The 19,510-nt window shown below is 72.9% G+C and carries 12 protein-coding genes; 2 read left to right on the forward strand and 10 right to left on the reverse strand.

The window, feature by feature from the left end; translation table 11 throughout:
- Positions 1-10: 10 nt before the first annotated feature.
- The gene (locus tag ACFYWQ_RS14560; protein ID WP_389516285.1) at positions 11-1,216 is read right to left on the reverse strand and encodes a S8 family peptidase; all 1,206 of its coding nucleotides are present in this window, start codon (positions 1,214-1,216) and stop codon (positions 11-13) included.
- A 379-nt stretch (positions 1,217-1,595) separates the two neighbouring features.
- On the reverse strand, positions 1,596-5,285 hold the full coding sequence (locus tag ACFYWQ_RS14565; protein WP_389516287.1) for a S8 family serine peptidase: 3,690 nt from the start codon (positions 5,283-5,285) through the stop codon (positions 1,596-1,598).
- 274 nt (positions 5,286-5,559) lie between these two features.
- Between ACFYWQ_RS14565 and ACFYWQ_RS14570 the strand changes: the two genes are divergently transcribed.
- Entirely contained in the window at positions 5,560-6,531 is a 972-nt protein-coding gene (locus ACFYWQ_RS14570) for a helix-turn-helix transcriptional regulator (protein ID WP_389516289.1), read from the forward strand.
- A gap of 106 nt (positions 6,532-6,637) precedes the next feature.
- Here ACFYWQ_RS14570 and ACFYWQ_RS14575 read toward each other — a convergent pair whose 3' ends face one another.
- Positions 6,638-8,731 (reverse strand): SpoIIE family protein phosphatase, encoded by a 2,094-nt coding sequence (locus tag ACFYWQ_RS14575; RefSeq protein ID WP_389516291.1) that lies wholly within the window; start codon positions 8,729-8,731, stop codon positions 6,638-6,640.
- A 210-nt stretch (positions 8,732-8,941) separates the two neighbouring features.
- Between ACFYWQ_RS14575 and ACFYWQ_RS14580 the strand changes: the two genes are divergently transcribed.
- Positions 8,942-10,210, forward strand: coding sequence for a SpoIIE family protein phosphatase (locus tag ACFYWQ_RS14580; RefSeq protein ID WP_389516293.1), 1,269 nt, complete (start codon positions 8,942-8,944; stop codon positions 10,208-10,210).
- A gap of 108 nt (positions 10,211-10,318) precedes the next feature.
- Here ACFYWQ_RS14580 and ACFYWQ_RS14585 read toward each other — a convergent pair whose 3' ends face one another.
- From ACFYWQ_RS14585 to ACFYWQ_RS14615, 7 genes are all read right to left on the reverse strand, one after another.
- On the reverse strand, positions 10,319-11,887 hold the full coding sequence (locus ACFYWQ_RS14585) for a sensor histidine kinase (RefSeq protein ID WP_389516295.1): 1,569 nt from the start codon (positions 11,885-11,887) through the stop codon (positions 10,319-10,321).
- Complete coding sequence (locus ACFYWQ_RS14590; RefSeq protein ID WP_389516296.1) at positions 11,884-12,621, reverse strand: response regulator transcription factor; 738 nt, start codon at positions 12,619-12,621, stop codon at positions 11,884-11,886. Before ACFYWQ_RS14590 ends, ACFYWQ_RS14585 begins: the two co-directional genes overlap by 4 nt.
- A gap of 28 nt (positions 12,622-12,649) precedes the next feature.
- A complete protein-coding gene (locus ACFYWQ_RS14595) occupies positions 12,650-14,902 on the reverse strand; it encodes an ArnT family glycosyltransferase (protein WP_389516298.1) in 2,253 nt (750 codons plus the stop codon).
- 19 nt (positions 14,903-14,921) lie between these two features.
- Positions 14,922-16,235, reverse strand: a complete 1,314-nt coding sequence (locus ACFYWQ_RS14600; protein WP_389516300.1) for a glycosyltransferase — start codon at positions 16,233-16,235, stop codon at positions 14,922-14,924.
- Positions 16,236-16,357: 122 nt separating this feature from the next.
- Positions 16,358-17,161, reverse strand: a complete 804-nt coding sequence (locus tag ACFYWQ_RS14605; protein WP_389516302.1) for a fumarylacetoacetate hydrolase family protein — start codon at positions 17,159-17,161, stop codon at positions 16,358-16,360.
- Positions 17,158-18,747, reverse strand: a complete 1,590-nt coding sequence (locus tag ACFYWQ_RS14610) for an ATP-binding protein (RefSeq protein WP_389516304.1) — start codon at positions 18,745-18,747, stop codon at positions 17,158-17,160. Before ACFYWQ_RS14610 ends, ACFYWQ_RS14605 begins: the two co-directional genes overlap by 4 nt.
- Positions 18,744-19,490, reverse strand: a complete 747-nt coding sequence (locus ACFYWQ_RS14615) for a response regulator transcription factor (RefSeq protein ID WP_389516306.1) — start codon at positions 19,488-19,490, stop codon at positions 18,744-18,746. Before ACFYWQ_RS14615 ends, ACFYWQ_RS14610 begins: the two co-directional genes overlap by 4 nt.
- Positions 19,491-19,510: the final 20 nt, after the last annotated feature.

The following is a 19,510-nucleotide window of genomic DNA, read 5'->3' on the forward strand; positions in this document are numbered from 1 at the left end:
CTGTTGAAGTTCAGAAACCCGTGGTGTTGAGGAGGAGGTTGGGGCTGCTGGTGCCGGCGTTGGTCACCGCGCCCGTGGTGGCGGCCGCCTCGATCGCGGCGGTGACCGTCGCCGGGCTCGCCGAGGGGTGCTTGGCCAGGTAGAGCGCGGCGGCGCCGGCGACGTGCGGGGTCGCCATGGAGGTGCCGCTCTTGACGGCGGTGGCGGTGTCGGAGGAGTAGCCGAGGGAGGTGATGGAGGAGCCCGGGGCGAAGAGGTCCACGCAGGTGCCGTAGTTGGAGAAGCTGGAGCGGGCGTCGGCGCTGGTGGTGGAGGCGACGGTGATCACCGAGGGCTCCCGAGCGGGTGACTGGTCGCAGGCCTCGACGGCGTCGTTGCCGGCGGAGACGGCGACGGTGACCCCGGCGTCGACCATGCCGGCCACCGCGGCGTCCTTGGCGTCGCTCGCGCTGCCGCCTATGGAGACGTTGGCGACCGCGGGCAGTTGGGCGTTGGCGGCGACCCAGTCGTATCCGGCGATGACGTTGGCGGTGGTGCCGCTGCCGCTGCAGTTGAGGACACGGACCGCGACCAGGCTCACGCCCTTGGCGACTCCGTAGGTGGCGCTGCCGACCGTGCCGGCGGTGTGGGTTCCGTGGCCGTTGCAGTCGGAGGCGACGGTGTCCCCGTCGACGAAGTCGTAGCCGTAGGACGCGCGGCCGCCGAAGTCGCTGTGGGAGATACGGATTCCGCTGTCGACGATGTAGGCGGTGACGTTGCTCGCCGTGGTCGAGTAGGAGTAGGTGCCGCTGAGCGGGAGGCTCGCCTGGTCGATCCGGTCCAGTCCCCAGGTGGGCGAGGACTGGGTCGCGTCCGCGTGTTCGACGCTGTTCTGCTCGACGAAGGCCACGGAGGGGTCCGCGGCGATCCTGCGGGCCTCGGTGGCGGTGGCCTCGATGGTGAACCCGTTGAGGGCCGCGCCGAAGGTGCGGCGCACCGAGCCGCCGAACTCGGCGCTGAGCTTCCTGGCTTCGCCGCTCTTCGCGCTGGGGGCGCCGTGCTTCAGCACGACGATGTACGAGCCGTCGATGGCGAGGGGGTTGTCGGCCCCTCGGACGGTGCCGAGCGGGGCGGGCTCGTCGGCGACGGCCGACGAGGCCGGAACCGCGGCCAGGAGCAGCGCCGTACAGGCGCCGGCGGCGGAGACGGAGACGGAGACGGATCGTCTGGGCAGCATCGGGGGTCGACTCCTTGGGGATGGGCCGGGAGCTACGGGAAGGTCTGACGGGCTGCCTGATTGGCATGCACCTGCCATAAAAGCTTCCGGATGGCAGACGGCGTGGTGGTTCGGACTGGTGCGTCAGCCCCGGAAGGCGGGGTGCTTGATCACGCTAGCGATCCGGATTCGGATGAAACAGATGATCCGTGCCGTCGATGTGGATCTTAGGGCGCGCTTAAGGGAGGGATCGGAGACCGATAAGGAAGCGGTGCGACCGGGAGCGGAACCGGCCGCAACCGCGGGTGGATCAGCGGGACGCGCCGCAACAGGCCGCCGGGCGGTCCCCCCAGGGGAGAACCCCCCGGCGACGTCCGGGATGGGTGAACCGGCCCGTGCGTTACCGCACGTCGTAGGCCCGGGTCACGGTCTGGGAGACCGAGTTGCCGTTGGCGTCGGTCATGTCGGCCCTGAGTGTGACCGACTTCCCCGTGGCTCCGCTGTGGTCGACCACCGCGTTCCACACCCCGCCCCTGCGTTCGGTGCGCGCCTCGGTCCAGGTCTCGCCGCCGTCGTAGGAGTAGGCGAGCTTCACCGAGGTCAACGTGCCGGGCCGGTATCCCGCGTGGCCCGTCGCCGTGAGGGCGATCCGCTGACCGGCCTGCGCCGGGAGGGTCTTGAGACCGTCCTCGGGGAGGTCGTAGTGCGGGAAGAGCAGCGGGATGCCCTGGGAGTAGACGTCCTCGTCGAGGGCGGACCGGAAGGACCAGGTGGTCGACGACTGCACGGAACGCTTCCAGACCCGCGCCGGGATGCCGAACTTGGCCGTGTTCAGCGTGAGTTCGTAGGACGACTCCTCGGCCGGGACGGTGAACACCCCGAACGGGTAGGGACTGTCGCCGATCGTCTCCCCGTCCCGCTTCAGCACCATGTTGCCGATGTCACCGAAACTGCCCTGGAGTCCCTGGTGTTCGGTGTCGCCCCAGAAGCCGGGTGCGACACCGATGAGGTTGCCCTGGCGTTCGGCGGCGAGCGTGTCGTCTCCGTTGCCGTCGAGCGGGGTGGTCGGGGCGAGGACGCCCCCGTACCACTCCTCGGTCCCCTTCTCCCCCTTCTCGTACGTCCGTACGGGGCTGACCATGGCCTCGCCGAACGGGAAGCTGCTGGACACGTACTGGCCCCAGCCCGTCGTGCCGGGGGTGACGTACTCGGTGCGCCGGAACGGCGCCGGGACCGTCTCGATGCTGCCGAAGTAGGCGGACAGGCCGTTCGGGCGGGTCATCGTGCGGGTGTCGATGTGGTCGGTGGCGGTGCCCGCCATGGAGTGGTACGTGGCCGTGGTCGCGGCCAGGTCCTTGTCACGGGCGCGGTAGGCGCGGTCGCTCTCGACGGGGCCCGTCTCCGGGTACGCGAGGTGGTAGACGTACGGGCTCTTCGCCGTGGCCGTCCACCGCAGGGTCACGTCCCCGGCCGCGAGCAGGGCCTCGGCCTCCTCGGTCGGGATCGCGAGGATCGGCAGCGCGCCGCCGGTGAACCCGGCCGACGGGTACCAGCGGCCCGGCGCCTCGCGGTAGCCGAGGACGGCGACGGCGCCGGCCGCCTTGGCGCGGTTGGCGACCTCGGAGGCGGAGCCGCTGTCGGGCAGCCTGACGAGCGCGATCTTTCCCTGGGCGCCGGAGAGTTCGTCCGCCGTTCCGGACCCCGCGTCGAAGAGCGCCGCCTCTCCCCTGCCGTCGAGGTTGACGGAGCTGGTGGACGCGGTGACCGGGTGGAGCTTCTGGCCGCCCACCACGGCGAGTTCACCGATCTGCGGGGCGGCGGTGCTCCAGAAGCTGTCGAACTCGAAGGTGCCGTCGGTGGCCCGGCCCTGGACGGAGGCGTAGTAGCCGCGCAGGGACCGGCCGCCGTTCGCGGTCCCGGCGTGCAGCCAGGTGCCGTCCCACGCACGGGCGAACCCGAGGGTGGCGCTGCGCACTTCGGACGGCTTGTCCGTGCGCACGCTCAGCCGGTGTGCCGTACGGGCGTCGAGGACGATCGTGGTGTCGCCGCGGATCTCCATTTGCGGACGGGCCAGATAGGAAAGGGAGTTGTAGAGCGTGCCGGCCGTCTCCGGGGTGGTGATGAAGCTGGAGAGGAAGTAGCTGCCCGGACGCACCGCGTACGTCTGGTCGGTGGCGCCGTCGTTGAAGCGGCGTTCGCCGCTGGCGTCGTCGGTACCGATGAGGTCGACGGAGGAGGCGCCTGTTGCCGGGTTGCCGAGGCGGTCGATCAATTTGACGCGCACGGTGACGGTCTCCGGCTGGACGTACAGCGCGAAGGGGGTGGAGACGGTGACGCCGTCCGAGACGGCGATCACACGGCCCGTGATGTCGCCGTACTGGGCGCGCTTGAGGCTCGCCGTCGGGTCGACCTCCAGGGGCACCTGGACCGTCCCCCCGGCCGGGACGGTCACCGAACCGGTGGCCGGGTGGACGATCGACGAGCGGACGGCGGAGCCGTCGTTGCCGGTGACCCCCGTCACCGACAGCTTCAACGTCACCGCCCGGTCGGAGGTGTTGGTGTAGGGGACGGGGACCGTCGTACGGTCACCGGCGTCCTGCGGCCAGGTGAAGGTGCCCGCCTGGACGGCCGAAGCGCCCAGCACCGTCTGGTCGACGGCGCCCTTCACGTCGAGACGTCCGCCGCCGGTCTCGCGGACGTCGCCGGGGATGTCCGTCTCGGCGGAGGAGACCAGGGCGGCCTTGATCTGTGCGGCGCTCCAGTCGGGGTGGCGCTGCTTGACGATGGCGGCGGCACCGGCGACGTGCGGGGTCGCCATCGACGTACCGCTCATGGACCGGTAGGCGTAGACGCCCCGGCCGCCCGCGTTGGCGGCGGAGATGTCGACGCCGGGGGCGGTGATCTCGGGCTTGAGGGTGTGCGAGCCGTAGACCGGGCCGCGGCTGGAGAAGGAGGCCGTGGAGTCGTCGCGGTCGACGGCGCCGACGGTGAGGACGCTGGGGGCGCAGCCGGGCGAGGAGACCGTGTTGTCGCCGGGGCCGGTGTTGCCGGCGGCGATGACGAAGAGGGTGTCCTCGTTCGTCCGCGCGAGTTCCTCCGTGGCCTGGGCCATCGGGTCGGTGCAGTCCGTCCGGGACGGGTTGCCGAGGCTCATGGAGACGACGTCGGCGCCCTGGTCGACCGCCCACTGCATACCGGCGATGATCCAGGAGGTCTCGCCGGAGCCGTAGTCGTCGAGGACCTTGCCGTTGAGGAGGTCGGTCCCGGGCGCCACGCCCTTCTTCTTCCCGTCGCTCGCGGCGCCGGTGCCGCCGACGGTGGAGGTGGTGTGGGTGCCGTGGCCCTGGTGGTCGTCGGCGTCCGCGGAGTCGGTGAAGTTCCGCGAGGCGGTGATCCGGCCCTTGAGGTCCGGGTGGTCGGCGTCGGCGCCGGTGTCCAGGACGGCGACCTTCGTGCCCTTGCCGTCGTAGCCGGCGGCCCAGGCCTCCGGCGCGTGCACCTGCCGGGTGGAGCGGTCCAGGGTGGCCTCCGCCTTGGAGTCGAGCCAGAGCTTCTTGACGGAGCCCTGGGTCACGTCGGCCCAGAAGTCGTCGGCCTGCTCCTTGTCCGCGTCGAGGGCGACCCCGTCGATGGAGTCGAGCACGAGGTCGCGTTCGGCGCCGCGCGGGGTCTTCGGGACGCTGCGGGCGGTGACGGCGCGGTCGTAGGTCGCGATCAGCGGCAGCGCGTCGGTGTGCGCGTCGTCGTAGCCCTGCCGGACCAGCCCGGTGACGTTGAAGAGTTCCTCGTCGACCCGTCCGGCGGCGAGCGCCTCGATCGCGCTCTCGGGATAGACGTACAGGTCCTCGCCGGCCCGGCGGGTCTGGGTGAAGGGGGTCGTGCCGTCCTCGCCGGGCAGGGCGACGGCCCCGTCCCCGGTGACGAGGACCCGGTCGCCGGTGACGAGGGTGACGACGGAACCGGCGCCGGAGGTCGCCCGGCTGCCGGTCAGCGGTCTCGGATCCTCGGCCGCGTGCGTGGGCGCTGCTGTCGTAGCGGCCAGGACGGCGGCGGTCGCCGCCCCCAGGGCCGTACGGCATATCGCTCTCACCAAGATCGCTCCTCTGGCGTGTCGCCGCCTGCCCGCGGGCACGAGAGCCCAGGCCGCGTCGGCCCAAGTCGGGCTGAGCGGACGGTGGTTGATACTGCGGTGACGCCACGATGGCAGAGGGGCGGGTGGTGCGGGGATGATGTGCGCGGCGGGTTTGCGCCGTGGCCGGTTCAGGCCACGGTCGAGGGCGGGGTCACGGGGTCTTCCGGCTCGGCTCGCGGACGGGCGTCCGGGTTCTGCCGGCCGGCGGGGTCTTCGGGAGGGGTGGCTTTCGATGCTGGGTGTGCTGGGGCTGGACGAGACGCACGAGGCGGCGTACCGGACGCTGGTGTCCGTGGGCGTGGCCGAGGTGCCCGACCTCGCGCGGCGGCTGACGCTCGGTGAGCACGACACCGAGCGCGCCCTGCGCCTCCTGGAACGGCACGGGCTCGCGGCCCGGTCGACGGCCCGGCCCGGCCGCTGGGTCGCCGCTCCCCCGGGTGTGGCCCTGGGCGCGCTGCTCGTCCGGCAGCGGCACGAGCTGGACAAGGCCGAGCTGGCGGCGGCGCTGCTCGCCGAGGAGTACCGGGCGGCGACCACCGAGCCCGCCGTGCACGATCTGGTCGAGGTGGTGATCGGGGCGCGTGCGGTCTCGCAGCGTTTCCTCCAGTTGCAGCTCGGGGCGGGCGACGAGGTGTGCGCGCTGGTCACCGGCAGGCCGACCGTGGTCTCCGGCAGGGACAACGATGCCGAGGAGCAGGCCGCCGACCGCGGGGTGCGCTACCGGGTGGTCGTCGAACGGTCCGTCCTCGACCTGCCGCACGGCATCACGGAGCTGTCCGCCGCGCTGGGCCGCGACGAGGAGGTGCGGGTGGTGGACCGGGTGCCGACCGAGCTCGTCGTCGCCGACCGGTCCCAGGCCCTGGTGCCGCTGGCCTCGCCCACCGCGGAACCGGCGGCGCTGGTCGTGCACGCCGGCGGGCTGCTGGAGCTGCTGACGGGCCTGTTCGAGTCGGTGTGGCGGGACGCGCTGCCGCTCCGCCTCGGCACGCGCGGGATCGCCGAGGGGGAGCCCGACGGCCCCGACCTGGAGGTGCTGTCCCTGCTGCTCGCCGGGATGACCGACGCGAGCGTCGCCCAACAGCTCGGTCTGGGGCTCAGGACCGTACAGCGCCGGGTGAAGCGGCTGATGGAGCTGGCCGGGGTGACGACCCGTCTGCAACTGGGCTGGCGTGCGTACGAGCGGGGCTGGGTGACCCGGAGGTGACCTGGCCGAACCTCTTCCGTGCCTGACCCGGCGGCCCGTTACGACGTCGCCCGCCCTTGCCACCGCTGCGCCTGCGGAGCCGGCCGCTTCCCGGACGCGTGGCCCGTCAAGGGGCGGTGGCCCGGAATCCGATGACCGCGATGTCGTCCCGCTGGTCTTCGACGCGGGTGACCAGGTCGTCGATGAGGTCGGCCAGCGGCAGGGCACGGGCGTGGGCGGCGCCGGTGTGACGGGCGAACTGCCGGAGGCCGTCGGTGATGTCCTGGCCGGGTACCTCCACGAGTCCGTCGGTGTAGAGCAGGAGCGTGTCGCCGGGAGCGAGCCTCACGTTCCAGTCGGTCCGGGCCAGGCCCGGCGCGACGCAGAGGGGCGGGTCCGCGCCGTTCGGGGTGTACAGGTACCGGGGAGGGCAGGAGGCCGGGACGAGCAGGGGCGGCGGATGACCGGCGTTGGAGAGGACCGCGTTCCAGCCACCTGTCCTGCCCCGGCGGAGTGTCGCGTGGACGGCGGTGACCAGAGGGGCGATGTCGAGCCCTTGGACCACGGAGTCCAGCCTGCTGAGGCTCCGGGCCGGGCTTTCCTGCGCGGTACAGTCGAAAATGATGCCGCGGAGCATGCTGTGCAGTTGGCTCATGGCGGTGGCGGCCGCCAGGTCATGACCGGCGATGTCCCCGATGGTGAGGGTGACGGCCCCGTCAGCCAGACCGAGCGCGTCGTACCAGTCACCGCCGATCTCGGCGGTGGAGCTCGCCGGCCGGTAGGAGGCGGCGAGTTCGGCGCCGGTGACGGCGGGCGGAGCGATCAGCAGGGCGCGTTGGAGCGCCAGCGCGGTGGCGCGTACGGACTGGTGCTCCATGGTGCGGCGCAGCGGACCGGCCATCCGGTCCAGCACCTCCTCCAGGAGGGCGAGTTCGGATTCGCTGGGCGGGGGGTTGCCGTTGCAGGTGGCGGCGGACGCGAGCGCGACCGGTTCACCGTCGATCACGACCGGGATCAGGGTGAGACTCGTGGCCCTGGCCTGCCGCATCCACTCACCGGACAGCCCGGACACCAGGTCATCGGGCGGCCGGCCTTCGGGGAAGACCAGCCGCCTGGCCCGACCCGCGCCGATCGCGCTCTGCGCCAGCGGGCCCAGCTCGAATCCGTCCTGCAGCGGGGGGATCGGGGGCAGGCCGGGGGCGAGTGAGGTACGTCCGCTGGTGGTGGCGTATCCGGCGGCGGGCGGGGCCGCGGACGACGGCTCGTCGGGCCGGCGCAGCAGGAAGACCGCGAAGGCGTCGACCAGTTCCGGTACGACCGCGGCCGCCGCCGCCGCGAACACCTCGGACAGGTCGTGGGCCGTCGGGGCCTGAGCCATCCGCGCCAGCATGCGCTCCCGGGTGCGGGCCCACCATTGCTCTTCGGCGTCACGGGTGGTGCCGATCCATTCCAGCAGGGTTCCCTCGCGCAGGACCGGCGCAGCGGTGATCTGCACATGCCGGTAGCGGTCGGGCGGGTCCTGCTCCCGTACTCGGACGAGGGCTTCGAAGAGCGCCGGATCGACGACGGCCGCCTGCCATTCCCGGGACAGCCGGGGCCGGTCCTTCGGGTGTACGGCGTCCAGCCAGGTCTGCCGGGAGCCGGGGTACCAGAGCCGTCCGGTCGGGTCGGCGGGGTTGAGCGCCAGCAGGCTGAGCTCACCGTCGGGGGCCATCCGCCACACGATCTGCCGGGATGCGGCGAGCAGGGTCTCATAGCGGCGCAGTGCCTGACGCGCTTCCCTGCCCGCCGTGTCAGTCCCGGTGGCCGTGCCGGTGTCCGTGCCGGTGGCCGTGCGGGTGTCCGGCAGGGGGGTGGCCAGGATCAGCACCGCGGGCCCCTGCCGTGCCACCACCGGGGTACAACTCACCACGCAGGCGCGAACGGACTGACCCTCGGACCCCGGCTCCGCCGTAGTGATCAGTGGATCGGCCGGCACGGTCGGCCGTTCCTCGTGCCGGGCCCGGTCCAGCGCCCCTCTCAGCGGTGCGAACCGGGAGCCGGGGAGAGCGTCGCCCACGTCCAGGCCCGGCTTCCATCCGCCGAACAGCTCCCGGAAGGCCTCGTTCCGCTCGATCAGCCGGTGCCGGTCGCCGGTGGTCAGCGCCGCACCGGTCGGGATGCGGTGGAGACTCCTGAGATCCAGTTCGGGGCCGGTGGAACGGGGTGCGTTGTGCCTCACCCGGAGATCTCTGCCCACCCCCGCCCGGTTCCTCCCGGTGAGCGCCCCCGGATCCCTCACCGGGAGGAACGCCTGCGAACCGGCGCCCGTTCTCGCCGCCGACGCCTTGGGAGACCCCGTACGGTGCCTCTGTCCACGAGATGCTCGTGACCAGAGCCACACGGCGGCCCATCGTGTGCGGTGCAGTGACCTCGTCAGTACATTGGAGAAGTGGCCCTTACCGGGGAGCCAGCCGGCGCGAGCCATGTCGACTACGCCGCACTGTTCGCCGCTACTCCCAGTCCGTATCTGGTCGTCGGTCCTGACCTGGTGATCGTCGCCGTCAACGCGGCGTACTGCCGCGTGACCGGCCGGACGAGCCAGGACCTGCTCGGGCAGCACCTCTTCGACGCGTTCCCCGACAACCCCGCCGATCCGGAGGCGGACGGGGTGCGGAACGTCTCGGCCTCCCTGCAACGGGTACTGGCCACCGGTCAAGCCGAGACCATGGCCATCCAGCGGTACGACATCCCCCGTGTCGGACAACCCGGGGGTTTCGAGGAACGCTGGTGGTCTCCGGTGAACGCCCCTGTTCTCGGCCCTGACGGCGAGGTCGCCTGGATCATCCACCGGGTCGAGGACGTGACCGCCTTCGTGCACGACCGACGACGGTGGCAGCGGAACCCCGTGCACACTCCGGGCCGGGTGGGAGCCGGCATGGAGGCCGAGCTCTACGCCCGGGCCAAGGAACTGGAGCGCCTGAACGAAGAACTGCGGCGGGCGCACGCGCGGGAGCGGCAGGTGGCGATCACCTTGCAGGAGGCGATGCTGCGCTCACCCGACCTCGCACGACACTCCGATGTGGCGGTCCGCTACCTCCCGGCCATCGGTTCCCTGAACGTGTGCGGGGACTGGTACGACGCCGTCGACCTGGCCGACGGGCGCTTCTTCGTCGCCGTGGGCGACGTGGTGGGCCACGGTCTGGAGGCGGCCACCGTCATGGGGATGCTGCGCAGCGCGCTGTCGGCGGCCAGCCGTACCGTCCCCGGCCCCGCCCAGGCACTGGAAGTGCTGGGTCTGTACGCCCGCTCCGTCGAGGGCGCACTGGCCGCCACCGCCGTCACCGCCCTGGTCGACACCCGCTCGCGGTTGATCATCTACTCCAGCGCGGGGCATCCCCCACCCGTCCTGATGCACGTCGACGGCACCTGCCACCTGCTGGACCAGGCCGTCGACCCGCCCCTCGGGGCCCGCCCCACGCACGTCCCGCGCCCACAGGCCGGTATCCCCTACCACCCCGGCGACACCCTTGTCCTCTACACCGACGGCCTGATCGAGCGCCGTGACGAGGACATCGACACCGGTCTGCAGCGCCTGACCGACACCTTGCGCCGATGCCTCGGGCTGCACCCCGAGCGCCTGGCCGACGCCCTGCTGGAGAACCTGGGCGTCCGGCACGGGGCCCGTGACGACATCGCCCTGGTCGTCGTCGGACTGTGAAGCGGCACGACCAGGACCGGTCCGTCACGAGGGGCTCGTCCGCTCATGGCGCCGTCGGGCCGGTCGGGTGACGGTCCGCGCTGATGACGGAAGGCGCGCAGCACGGCTTCACCCGCGTCCGCTCCCCACTCGTCGGTCACCGGATTCCTGACCCGTCGGCCGGGCGGGCAGTACGAGGCGGAACGTGCAGCCCTGCCCGGGTGCGGTGTCCAGTTCGAGGCGTCCGCCGTGGCCCTCGGCGATCGCGGCGGCGATGGACAGGCCGAGGCCGCTGCCGCCGTGCGCACGGGAGCGGGAGGGGTCGACGCGGTAGAAGCGCTCGAAGACGTGCTCGGCGGCCTGCGCCGTGAGGCCCGGTCCCTCGTCCGCCACCTCGATGACACCGACCGGCGTGCCGGGCGGCAGGGGCGGCGACGCGGCGACGCGCCCCGGGCGGTCGACTCCGCCGGTGGCGGCGCTCGCCCGGGCCCCGCCCACCCGTACGTGGACGGGCGTACCGGCCGGGGTGTGGACGCGAGCGTTGGACAGGAGGTTCTCCAGGACTTGGCCCAGCCGGTGGGCGTCGCCGTCGGCCTCGACCACTTCCAGTTCGTCGCTGCCTCCGGGGATGTCGAGCGGCCCCAGGTCGACCGGGTGGCTCGCCCGGTGCGGGGCGGCGGCGCGTACGGCGTCCGCGGCCAGGGACAGCAGGTCCACCGGCTCGCTGTCGTACGACGGTTCGCGGTCGAGGCGGGCGAGGAGCTGAAGGTCGTCGACGAGCAGGCTCATGCGTTCCGCGTTGCGCGCGATCATGTGGTTCGCCTCGGCCTGCTGGTCGGCGGGGAGGTGTTCGGGGCGCAGCGCGAGTTCCGCGTAGCCCTGGATGGCGGTGAGCGGGGTGCGCAGTTCGTGGCCGGCGTCGGCGACGAACCGGCGCATGCGGCTCTCGGACGTCTCGCGCTCGCGCAGCGCCCGTTGAAGCCGTTCCAGCATGCTGTTCAGGACCCGGCCGAGCCGTCCGATCTCGGTGTGCGGGTCGGTGTCGGGCAGGCGGAGGTCCAGCTGTCCCGCGCCGATGCGTTCGGCGGTGTGCTCCATGCGGGTCAGCGGGAGCAGGCCGAGCCGGACCACCCAGCGGCCCAGTGCGAGCAGGGCGAGGAGGGTGACGACGAGGAGGACCGCGTTGATCCAGAGGATCTTGGCGGAGGCGCCGTCCACGGTGTCCAGCGGCAGGGCCACGACGGAGTTCATGTCGTCCGGTCCGGGACTCAGCAGCACCCTCCAGCGGCTGTCGCCGCTGACGGCGTCGACGGTCTCCGGGTGTCCGTCGCGCAGGCCGAGCTTCGCGACGGAGTCGGCGAGCCGGGGGCCGGGCTCGGCGCCCGAGCCGAGCGAGGTGTCGATGCGGTGGCCGGAGGCGTCGTAGAAGTAGACCTGGAAGTCCGAGGGCAGCGCGCCGGAGCGCTGGCCGGGGACGGTGCCGCGCAGCGCGGAGGCGTAGGCCGGGTCGGGCGGGTGGAAGTCGGCGAGTTGCTGGTCGACGCGGTCGAGGAGCCAGGAGCGCAGGACGGCGAAGCCGATGAGCTGGGAGACCAGGACGGCGACGGTGGCCAGCACGGTGGCGCCCAGGACGAGCCGCCGGCGCAGGGAGCGCGGCGAGCGCGGCAGCAGACGTGTCGGTCCGTACGGGGCTCTCACTGGTCCGCGCCCGCCTGTCTCGGCAGCCGCAGGCAGTAGCCGACGCCGCGCACGGTCTGGATCAGCGGCGGGTCGAAGCAGTCGATCTTCTTGCGCAGGTACCGCACGTACGTCTCGATGATGCGGCCGTCGCCCGAGAAGTCGTAGCTCCACACGTGGTCGAGGATCTGTGCCTTGCTCAGGACCCGGCCCGCATTGGTCAGCAGGTAGGCCAGGAGTTTGAACTCGGTCGGCGACAGCGGGACGTACCGTCCGGCGCGGTGCACTTCGTGGGCGTCCTCGTCGAGTTCGAGGTCGGCGTAGCGCAGGACGGTCTTCTCCGGCCGGGACTCGGGGGTGCGGGCGCCGGTGCGGCGCAGGATGGCCTCGATACGCAGGAGCACCTCCTCCAGGCTGAAGGGTTTGCTGACGTAGTCGTCACCGCCGGCCCCGAGTCCGCGGAGACGGTCGTCGAGGCCGGTGCGGGCGGTCAGGAACAGGACGGGTACGTCGTTCCCGGCCGCCCGCAACTGCCGGGTGACCTCGAAGCCGTCCAGGTCGGGCAGCATCACGTCGAGCAGGACCAGGTGCGGAGCGGTGCGTTCGATCTCCAGCAGGGCGGCCTGGCCGGTCTCCGCGCTGCTCACCTCGTACCCGGTGAGCCGGAGGGTGGATTCCAGCAGGGCGCAGATACTGGGTTCGTCCTCGACCACGAGGAGCCTGGGCCTGGGCCGGTCCGCCGGCTGATCGGTCATCGTGCGGTCTGATCCGTTCTGTCGTCGTTCACCCGGGGGCGCAGTCGTAGAGGACGGTGCCCCCGCCGAGGGGTCCCGCTCCATTGTCCTGCGCGGACGTCTCGCTGCCTCCGTAGGCCGAGGCCGGGACCTTCGTGCAGTTGCCGGAGATCCAGTCGGCGCGCTCCCCGGACGCGGCCTGCGACGTGCCCGGCAGCCCGGGGAGGGTGCCGGCGGAGGAGTCGTCCTGGCCCAGGACGTAGCGCAGCTCGCCGTTCTCGGTCCACTGTTCCAGCTGGGCGGTGGAGGGGGCGTCGTCCGTGCCGCTGAAGCCACCCATGCCGATCACCGTCTCGTCGCTGCCCAGGATGAACGCGTTGGCGGCGTTGGCGCCTCCGGAGACGGCGAGCTTGATGCGGGCGTCCGGGGCGTGCTCCACGGCGTAGTCGAGGATCTTACGCTGGTCGGCGGTGAGGTGGGCACCGCCGAAGTCGCGGGTGTCGGTGGGGGCGCCGCCGGAGGTCTGACCCGTCTGGCCCGCCCCTTGGCCCTCGGGGAGGTCGGGCACGCCTGACGGGGCCTGCCCCTCCGGCAGCTCCGGCATGCCCGACGGGGCCTGCCCCTCCGGCAGCTCCGGCATGCCCGACGGGGCCTGCCCCTCCGGCAGCTCCGGCATGCCCGACGGCATGCCCGACGGGCCCGTGCCGTCGCCGGAAGTCGGTCCCGTACCGGCGGAACCCGGGCCCGGCATGCCGCCTCCGCCGCCGAAGCCGGGGGTCGTCGCGGGTCCGGCCGTCGGGTTCGAGCCGCCCATCGCTCCGGCCGACCCCGAGGTGGCCGGCACACTCGCCGCCCACACCGCGGGGGCCAGCAGGACGGTCACGACCGCCACGGCGGCCCCTGCCGCGATGAGCCGGCCGCGCCGCCGGGCGAGGAGCAGCAGGACGAGCGTGGCGCAGGCGGCCGCCGGTACCGCCCAGACCAGCCAGCCGTTCCAGTCCGGGGTACGCCGGATGAGTACCGCGGCCCAGACGGCCGTCGACAGGGCCGCGACCGCGCCGGTCGCCGGTGCCCACTTCAGGCCGGCGCGGTGGACCCGGACCAGGGCGGCGAGCAGACCGCCGGCCAGAGCGGCGATCGCCGGGGCCAGCAGGGAGGTGTAGTACGGGTGGAAGATGCCCTTCTGGGTGGAGAACACCGCCGCGCACACGACCAGCCACGTTCCCCAGAGCAGCCATCCGGAGGCCGGCAGGACGGCGTCGGTCGCCAGTCGGCCGCGGCGGCGCAGCACGGCGCAGACCACCGCCACCACGACCGCGACCAGACAGGCCGGCAGCAGCCAGCTGATCTGGCCGCCGACCTGGTCGTTGAAGAGACGGCCGACTCCGGCCGCGCCGCCGAAGCCGCCGCCCGCGCCCCCGATGGACTGCGTGGAGTCCCCGCTGGAGCCGAAGACGCGGCCGAGGCCGTTGTAGCCGATCACCAGGTCCCAGGCGGAGCCGTCCGTGCTGCCGCCGATGTACGGGCGGTCGCCCGGCCATACCGCCACCAGGGCGATCCACCACAGGGAGGACACCGCGAGGACCGCCCCAGCGGCCGGCAGCCGCAGCACGCGCCGGGCCGGGCGGTCGGCCGCTCCCACCAGCCAGGCGAGGGCGAAGGCGGGGACGATCATCCACGCGGCCAGCATCTTGGTGAGGAATCCGCAGCCGGTCAGGAAGGCGCAGGCGCACAGCCACCAGGTCGCCGACCGGCCTCGGGCCCGGAGCGCGCGGGTCAGCGTGTACGCGGCGCTCACCAGCAGCAGGACGAGCAGGGTGTCCGGGTTGTTGTCCCGGTTGATGGCCACCGTGATGGGGGTGAGCGTCAGCACCAGGGCGGCGAGCAGTCCGGCGCCCTCCCCCGCCCAGCGGCGCACGGTGCGGTGCAGTACGAACACCGCGGCCACGCCCTCGACCAGTTGCGGGAGGATCAGCGCCCAGCCGTGCAGCCCGAACACCTTGCTGCTGATCACCTGCGGCCAGAGCGCGGCGGGCGGCTTGTCGACGGTGACGACGCCCGCGGGGTCGTAGGCGCCGAAGAGGAAGTTCGTCCAGCTCTGCCCCATCGACTTCACGGCGGCCGCATAGTAGGCGTTGCCCCAGCCGAGGGAGCCGAGCGCCCAACCGTACAGGACGGCGGCCAGGACCAGGATCGCGGCGAGGGCGGCGGGGGCCGCCCAGGAGGGCAGGGTACGGACGGCCGCCGGGGGTGTGGAGTGGGGCGCCGGTGCGGCGGACAGGGTGCGGGTGGGCTCAGTCATGGGGAGGATCCCGCTCTGGTCAGGAGTCGGGCTGGCGGCGGTCGTCGGATCCGGCGGCGGCCGGGCCGCGGAACACGGCCAGCCGCAGGACGGCGAAGCGCACGACGGTGACGAGGACGGACGTGGCGGCGAGCACGGCGGTCTCGGCGGCCGGCGAGGCCCCGGGAACGGCGTGGGTGAACCACAGCACCGCGCCGGAGGTCACCAGGTACCCGAGGACGAACAGACCGCCGGCGCCCAGGTGGGCCCGGCCGGGCGGGGCGTCGCTGTGCCGGAAGGTGAGGCGTCGGTTGGCCTCGGTGTTCAGCACCGTCAGGACCAGCAGCGACACCAGGTTGGCGGCGGCCGGCGGCCACCAGCCACGCAACAGCCAGTACAGCAGCGCCTGGCCGAGGGTGGAGGCGATGCCGATCGCCACGAAGCAGCCGGCCTCCCAGGACAGCGGACCGCGGCCACTGGCCGGGGCCAGGACCGCGTCCGGGTGCTCGGCGGCCGGCGCGGGGCGGCGGGGCAGCTCCACGCGGGCGGCGCCGGAGGACTTCAGCCGGGCCATCCGCCACAGCCCCTTGAGATCGTCGGTGGCGGTGCGGACGACATCGACGCGGGTGTCCACGTCCTCGACCCAGTCGACCGGGACCTCATGGACGCGCAGCCCGTTGTGCTCGGCGAGCAGCAGCAGCTCGGTGTCGAAGAACCAGGCGTCGTCGCGGGTCACCTTCAGGAGCGGTCGCAGTATCCGCGTACGGGCGGCCTTGAACCCGCACTGGGCGTCGGTGAACCGTGTCCCGTGGGTGAGCCGGACGATCCCGTTGTAGCAGCGGGAGACGAACTCACGGCGCGGTCCGCGCACGGTGCGCGCGCCCGGCGCCAGGCGGCTGCCGATGGCGAGGTCGGAGTGGCCGCTGGCCAGCGGTGCCACGAGCGGCAGCAGGCCGTCGAGGCCGGTGGACAGGTCGACGTCCATGTAGACGACGATGTCGGCGTCGCTGGAGCCCCACACCGTGCGCAGGGCCAGTCCCCGGCCCTTGCGGTCCAGGTGGACGACGTCGACGCCCGGCAGCCGGTCCGCGACCCCGCGCGCCACGGTGAGCGTGGCGTCGGTGCTGGCGTTGTCGGCGACCGTGATCCGCCAGGGGAAGGGGAAGTCCTTGGAGAGCCGGGCGTGCAGCGTGTCCAGGCAGCCCGGCAGAGCGCGCTCCTCGTTGTACACGGGGACGACGATCTCCACGGTGGCCGTGCCGGACTCCTGGCTCGCGGACCCGCTCGGGGTTTGGAATCCGCCGGCCCGGCCGGTGCCGATCGTGGGGACCGCGCTGTGGGGGGTGAGTGACATGGCTTCCTCGGTCGGGGCGGGGGACAGGGTCTGCGGCTCCTGCGCACGGATCACGCGCTGGTCACGACCCTCGCCCGGCGGCCTGGGAGACCGGGGAAAGAAAACCGAGAGGTGGCTGTGAGTCAGGACCCGACCGTGCTCCGCAGCTCCCCCACGCCCTTGACCGTGGTGACCGCGAACTGACCGGGACGCACCAGGAGCGCCGGGTCCGGGTCCGTGCTCCGGCCGCCGTGGGTGCCGGCGGCGATCAGGTCACCGGGCAGCAGGGCGACGAGCGCGCTCACCCGGGCGATGGTCGTGGCCACGTCGAAGAGCAGGTCGGAGGTGTTGAACTTCTGCGCGACCCGGCCGTCGACGACACAGGTCACCGTCAGGCCGCGTCCGCCCATCGGCGCGTCGTCGGTGGTCATCAGGGCGGGGCCGACCGGTGTGGGCACGGCGGCGCGCGGCCCGTCGTGCCCGCCGGGCGGCATGACGTCGTTGACGACCGTGTATCCCGCGACGTGTCCGAGCGCGGCCTCGGCTGTCACGGCGTGCGCGCGGCGGCCGATCACGACGCCCAGTTGTGCGCCCCAGCGCAGTTCTGCCGCCTCGTCCGGGAGCGCGATGTCGTCCTCGGCTCCGATCAGGAGATCGTCGTCGGCCACCTGGAAGGACGGGGCGGCGGGCCGGTCCGGGGCGGCGGTGCGGGACGTGGGGTTGAGTCCCGTGCGGACGACGTGCCGCGGCCGGAGCAGCAGGGGGGCGAAGGAGACCTCCTCCAGGCGGGGCCGCTCGCCGGTGTCGGCGGCGGCCCGTTCCTGCCAGCCGTCACCCGAGGCGATCAGGGCGCCGACGTCCGGGTACGGCAGCAGCACACAGTGTTTCTTCTGGAGTCGCGCGGCGGCCGTACGGCCGTGGCGGAGTCGGACGGTACTCAGTTTCACGGTGCCCTCCTGCTGTGAGTGACGGGTGCCGGGGCGGCCGGGACCGCCCCGTGGGGAAGCAGCAGCCGGAACGTGCACCCCCGGCCGGGGCGGGTGTCGAGTTCCAGGCGTCCGCCGTGGGAGGCGGCGATGCCGGAGGCGATGGCCAGTCCGAGTCCGGAGCCGGTCGTGGCGGCGGCCGGGTCCGTGGGCCGGGCGCGGTAGAAGCGCTCGAAGATCCGGGCCGCGTCGGGTGCGGCGAGTCCCGGCCCGTCGTCCGTGACCTCGATGACGCCGACCTGGCTGCCGACGGGCAGGGGCGGATGGGCGCTCGTGCGGTGGGGCCCGTCCCTGCCGGGTCCGCGGGAACGGACGCGCAGGCCGCCCACGCGCACCCGGACGGGTGTTCCCGGCGGGGTGTGCGTGCAGGCGTTCGCCAGCAGGTTGGTGAGGATCTGCCCGAGCTGGTGGGGGTCGCCGGCGGTCTGTACGACGTCCAGCTCGCCGCCCGGAGAGCGGTCGTCGTCGCCGAGCGCGCCCAGTCCGATCCGGCGGTCGGGATGGTGCACGGCCAGGGCGGTGATCGTGTCGGCTGCCAGGGAGAGCAGGTCCACGGGCTCGTGGTGGGCGGCGGGCGCCTCGCTCACTCGGGCGAGCTGGATCAGGTCGTCGACGAGCCGGCTCATGCGCTCGGCGTTCCGCACGATGAGCTGGTGCGCCTCGTCGCGGCGTTCGGCGTCCATCCGCGGCGCGTGCAGCAGGAGTTCGGCGAATCCCTGCAACGAGGTGAGCGGGGTGCGCAGTTCATGGCCGGCGTCCGCGAGGAAACGGCGCAGGCGCTGCTCGGACGCCTCCCTGCGCTGGAGCGCGGCACGCAGCCGGTCGAGCATGCTGTTCAGCGCGTGGCTGAGGTGGGCGACCTCGGTGACCGCGTGCTCGTCGGCGATCCGGAGCTGGGACTCGCCGTCGGCGATGCGGCGTGCGGTGTGTTCGACCCGGGCCAGGGGGCGCAGTCCGAGTCCGACGGAGAGGCGGCCGGAGACGATCACGCCCGCGGCGACCGCCACGCCGACGACCAGGCTGAACCACAGCATCTTCGTCGTCGCCTCGTCGACCGCCCGCAAGGGCAGGGCCACGACGACCCGCATGCCGTCGGATCCGTCCCGGGCGATGACGCGCCACCGTCCCTCGCCGTCGGCTGCCTCGACCGTCCCCGGCCGGCCGTTGGGCAGCTCCAGCGAGCCTTCGGAGGACGGCAGCCCGGGGCCTTCTCCGCCGTCCTCGCCGCCGCCGAGCGACGCGGCCATCAGGTGTCCGTCCCGGTCGTAGAAGTACACCCGGTAGTCGGAGGGCAGGACGTCGTGTCGCTGTGCGGCCCGGGCGGCGACGCCCTGGGCGGCCTTGCTGTCGATGCCGGGCAGGAGCTGGAAACGGGTGAGCCGGCCGTCCACCTGATCGGTCAGCCAGCCGTGCAGGACGGTCAGGCCCGCCGCCTGGCAGAGCAGGACCGCCGAGGTCGCCAGCAGGGTGGTGCCCAGGACCAGCCGGGTCCGCAGCGAGCGCGGCCGGAGGCGCTGCGGCCAGATGTGTCGTGCCCGGTCCTTCACGGCGCCGCCTGTCCCGGGTCCTGCTGTGCCGCCCGCAGGCAGTAGCCGACGCCGCGCACGGTCTGGATGAGCTGCGGCGGAACCCGGTCTATCTTGCGCCGGAGGTTGCGTACATAGGTGTCGACGATCCGAGCGTCGCCGGCGAAGTCGTAGTGCCAGACCCGGGAGAGGATCTCCCTCTTGTCCAGCACCCGTTCGGGCTGGGACAGCAGGACCGCCAGCAGCCGGAACTCGGTGGGTGACAGCTGTACGGGCAGGCCGCCGCGGCGCACCTCGTGGGTCTGCTCGTCCAGCACCAGGTCGGCGTAGCGCAGCGGGAAGCGGCGGTCCGCGGCGGGCGTCTGGGCGGCGCTGCGCCGGAGGATAGCGCGGATGCGCAGCAGGACTTCCTGGACGTGGAAGGGCTTGGTGACGTAGTCGTCGCCGCCGGAGCTGAGCCCGATGATGCGGTCCTCGATGTCGGTGCGCGCCGTCAGGAACAGCACGGGTGTGTAGACGCCCTCCGCGCGCAGGTGACGGGTCACCTCGAACCCGTCGGTGTCCGGCAGGCCCACGTCCAGCACGATCAGGTCCGGCTGGGTGCGGCCCGCTTCGAACATGGCGGCCCGGCCGGTCCCGGCGACGGCCACCGCGTATCCGGCGGCGTGCAGCGCGGAGGTGAGCAGGGTGCGGATGCTGAGGTCGTCCTCGACGACGAGGACGGTGTGCCGGGTCGCCGGTGCGCTGGGCAACGCTGCGGACATGAGGACTTCCTTCGACTTCC

The sequence above is a fragment of the Streptomyces sp. NPDC003247 genome (genome assembly GCF_042888135.1).
GTDB lineage: Bacteria > Actinomycetota > Actinomycetes > Streptomycetales > Streptomycetaceae > Streptomyces.

What these genes read in the sequence shown, in the direction of transcription:
- ACFYWQ_RS14590 (WP_389516296.1), bottom strand. Translation starts at nt 12,621, where the DNA reads ATGACCGATCAGCCGGCGGACCGGCCCAGGCCCAGGCTCCTCGTGGTC.
- ACFYWQ_RS14595 (WP_389516298.1), bottom strand. Translation starts at nt 14,902, where the DNA reads ATGACTGAGCCCACCCGCACCCTGTCCGCCGCACCGGCGCCCCACTCC.
- ACFYWQ_RS14600 (WP_389516300.1), bottom strand. Translation starts at nt 16,235, where the DNA reads ATGTCACTCACCCCCCACAGCGCGGTCCCCACGATCGGCACCGGCCGG.
- ACFYWQ_RS14560 (WP_389516285.1), bottom strand. Translation starts at nt 1,216, where the DNA reads ATGCTGCCCAGACGATCCGTCTCCGTCTCCGTCTCCGCCGCCGGCGCC.
- ACFYWQ_RS14615 (WP_389516306.1), bottom strand. Translation starts at nt 19,490, where the DNA reads ATGTCCGCAGCGTTGCCCAGCGCACCGGCGACCCGGCACACCGTCCTC.
- ACFYWQ_RS14570 (WP_389516289.1), top strand. Translation starts at nt 5,560, where the DNA reads ATGCTGGGTGTGCTGGGGCTGGACGAGACGCACGAGGCGGCGTACCGG.